Source organism: Streptomyces daliensis, from assembly GCF_054782395.1.
In genome coordinates this window covers 1-2,288 of record NZ_BAAGSO010000058.1, presented here as the reverse complement: position 1 = coordinate 2,288, position 2,288 = coordinate 1, and the positions used below count along the sequence as shown (strand labels likewise).

The 2,288-nt window shown below is 72.8% G+C and carries 6 protein-coding genes; all 6 read right to left on the bottom strand.

Features of this window, described 5'->3' with window-relative positions; genetic code table 11:
- Positions 1-488 precede the first annotated feature (488 nt).
- Entirely contained in the window at positions 489-983 is a 495-nt protein-coding gene (locus tag ACYVOO_RS12355; RefSeq protein WP_461015701.1) for a hypothetical protein, read from the bottom strand.
- 14 nt (positions 984-997) lie between these two features.
- Positions 998-1,183, bottom strand: a complete 186-nt coding sequence (locus tag ACYVOO_RS12350) for a hypothetical protein (protein ID WP_461015700.1) — start codon at positions 1,181-1,183, stop codon at positions 998-1,000.
- Positions 1,180-1,434: a hypothetical protein gene (locus ACYVOO_RS12345; RefSeq protein ID WP_461015699.1), complete on the bottom strand. Its 255-nt coding sequence runs from the start codon at positions 1,432-1,434 to the stop codon at positions 1,180-1,182. Before ACYVOO_RS12345 ends, ACYVOO_RS12350 begins: the two co-directional genes overlap by 4 nt.
- Complete coding sequence (locus tag ACYVOO_RS12340; RefSeq protein WP_461015698.1) at positions 1,431-1,715, bottom strand: hypothetical protein; 285 nt, start codon at positions 1,713-1,715, stop codon at positions 1,431-1,433. Before ACYVOO_RS12340 ends, ACYVOO_RS12345 begins: the two co-directional genes overlap by 4 nt.
- On the bottom strand, positions 1,712-1,876 hold the full coding sequence (locus tag ACYVOO_RS12335) for a hypothetical protein (RefSeq protein WP_461015697.1): 165 nt from the start codon (positions 1,874-1,876) through the stop codon (positions 1,712-1,714). The genes ACYVOO_RS12340 and ACYVOO_RS12335 overlap by 4 nt, the downstream gene beginning before the upstream one ends.
- A 26-nt stretch (positions 1,877-1,902) precedes the next feature.
- On the bottom strand, positions 1,903-2,288 hold a 386-nt coding region (locus ACYVOO_RS12330; RefSeq protein ID WP_461015696.1), incomplete at its 5' end, for a hypothetical protein.

The following is a 2,288-nucleotide window of genomic DNA, read 5'->3' as shown; positions in this document are numbered from 1 at the left end:
TCGTCGCCACCACTTGCGGGGACACCCCACCACGTCCCCTCCCACCCGGTGGCCAACCTCCGGCCGGTGCCCCCTCCGCTTGATCCCATGCTGTGGACCGGTGCCGCGCGGTACGGGCCCGGCCCGGTTGCGGGAAGCTGACGGTGACGGCGCACCCCACTGTTGTGGGCAGGCGTTCCGCATGGCGAGGGGGCACCTCCCAGCGGTAGCTGGGGGAGGGTGGGCACAACCCACCCACCGGCCCGCAGCACGCGAACGAGACCCCCAAGGGGCACCGGGGGATGGCGCCCCCTGCGCGGGGGGAGCTTCGCCGGACGGTCACCTCGTGAAGCGGGAACCGTAGGGCCCCGCGTTGGAGTCGCACCCCGCGAAGAGGGGGGTGGGCCCCGGCCGTCCGCGACGGGGGCTGGGGCGCGGACGGCCGGGCGGCGGGGCCCACCCCCTGGACCGCTGCCGACGGTTTCCCCCAGGGGACGGGCGTGTGTGGGTCAGCCCGGGGGTGTGACGGTGACCAGTTGGAGGGTGCGTCCGCCGACGAGGGGTGCGGTGAGGATGACGGTGCGGCCCTGGTGTTCAAGTGCCTTGCCGATACGGGCATGGCGGGCCTGCCACCAGCGCCGGGGTGCGAGGAGTGTGGAGCGGCAGTCGCAGGTCTCTCCGTCCACGGCGATGCGCTCGCCTTTTTCGCGGAGGCGGAGGGGGTGGCAGGCGTGGGCGGTGAGGAGGGTGGCGAGGTTGCCTTCCATGATCTCGATGACCTGGCCGGAGGGCAGGGGGCGCGGGTAGCTGGTGAGGAAGGCGGGTCCGTGCGGCAGTTGGTACATGAGGCGTACGGCGCGGTCCTGGATGCGGCGCATGACGAAGTGTTCCTGTTGGCCGTCGAGTAGGGCGACGGGGAAGCCTGCGGTGGTGGCCCAGCCGTGGGGGTCGTAGAGGACGTCGTCGGGGTCGGCGGGGATGAGGACGGTGTGGTCACGGGGCACGGGGCTGCTCCAGGTCAGTGGCGGGTGAGGGCGTAGACGAGGGTGACGATGAGTGCGGCGAGGACGGTGATGGAGGCGATCTGCTCGCGCCGTCCTGGTGGGCAGAGGGGGCAGGCGAGGATGGGTTGGTCCGGGCTGTGCCACTGGACGATGCGGCCTTCTGCGGTCCAGCAGCCGCAGCGGGCGCAGACTCCGTTCATCGCCGCCGCCTGGAGGGGCGGGGCACGAGTTGGCGGGGTGTCTGTGGCCGGAGGACGGGAAGGGGTTCGGGGCCGATGACCAGGGTGCTGCCGTCGACGAAGAGGAGGTGGCGGCGGTTCTGGCCTACTGCGCGCAGGTCTCCGACGGTGCGGTAGGCGCTGCCGACGACGAGGATGTCGTCGACGCGGACCGTGCGCGCGGTCACGTCGACCGGCGCGACCAGCCAGGCCGGGGCGGGACGGCCCATCACGACGAGCTCACCACCCGCAGGGTGGGCGTCGGGTCGTCTTCCGGATCAGGCTCGGCCTTGCCCGTGCGGCGTTTGCCCGCGCCGGAGAGGACAGCGATGGCACGCACCAGTTCCTCGCCCGTCACGGCGATGCGGTCCAGGGCGTACCCGACGTAGCGGCGGTGCCGCGCGCACAGGTGCAGCGGCCGGTAGTAGGGGTGCGGCCCGGCGGTGACGTGTTCGCGTACGTCGCCCTCGTGCACCGGGTCCTCGACGCCACACTCGTGCTCGCGCCCGGTCACCGGGCCGACTCCGGGCTCGTAGCGCGAGCTTCGTCCTCGACGGCAATATCGGCCGCGCACCGGTCGCAGACCTTCACCGGAACGATGCGCGTGCGCGTCTGCGGGCTCGCGCCCCCCTCGTCGCCGGAATACAGCTCCAGGACGGTCACCGTGCCAGGCACCCGGCGGCAGCGGAAGCAGCGCGCGCTCACCGCCCGGCCCCGCCCTCGTGCTCGCGGGGCCCGTGCTCGGCGCGGATGACGGCGTCGAGGACGACGTACAGCAGCCGTGCGTCGGTGAGCCCGTGATCCGCCCACGACCTTATCCAGTGCGGGGAGGCGGAACGGGTGCACCAGCCGGGCGGGACCGTCACGTGCTGCGTGGTGCTGAGCAGTTGCACCCACGAGGTCTCGGGGACCACCCATCCCTCCGTCGCGTGCGGCGGGACGAGCCAGGTCAGCCGACGCCCGTAGGGGTCCCGGATCACCGCCCCCGACTCCCGCCCGAGCCGGGCCAGCACCCGGTCACCCAGATACGACGGGATGTAGGGTCGGACCGGAGCGCCCTGTCTGTCTTGTCGGCAGGTGGGTTTCT

Coding starts and splice junctions, on each gene's coding strand:
- ACYVOO_RS12350 (WP_461015700.1), bottom strand. CDS start 1,183: ATGAACGGAGTCTGCGCCCGCTGCGGCTGCTGGACCGCAGAAGGCCGC.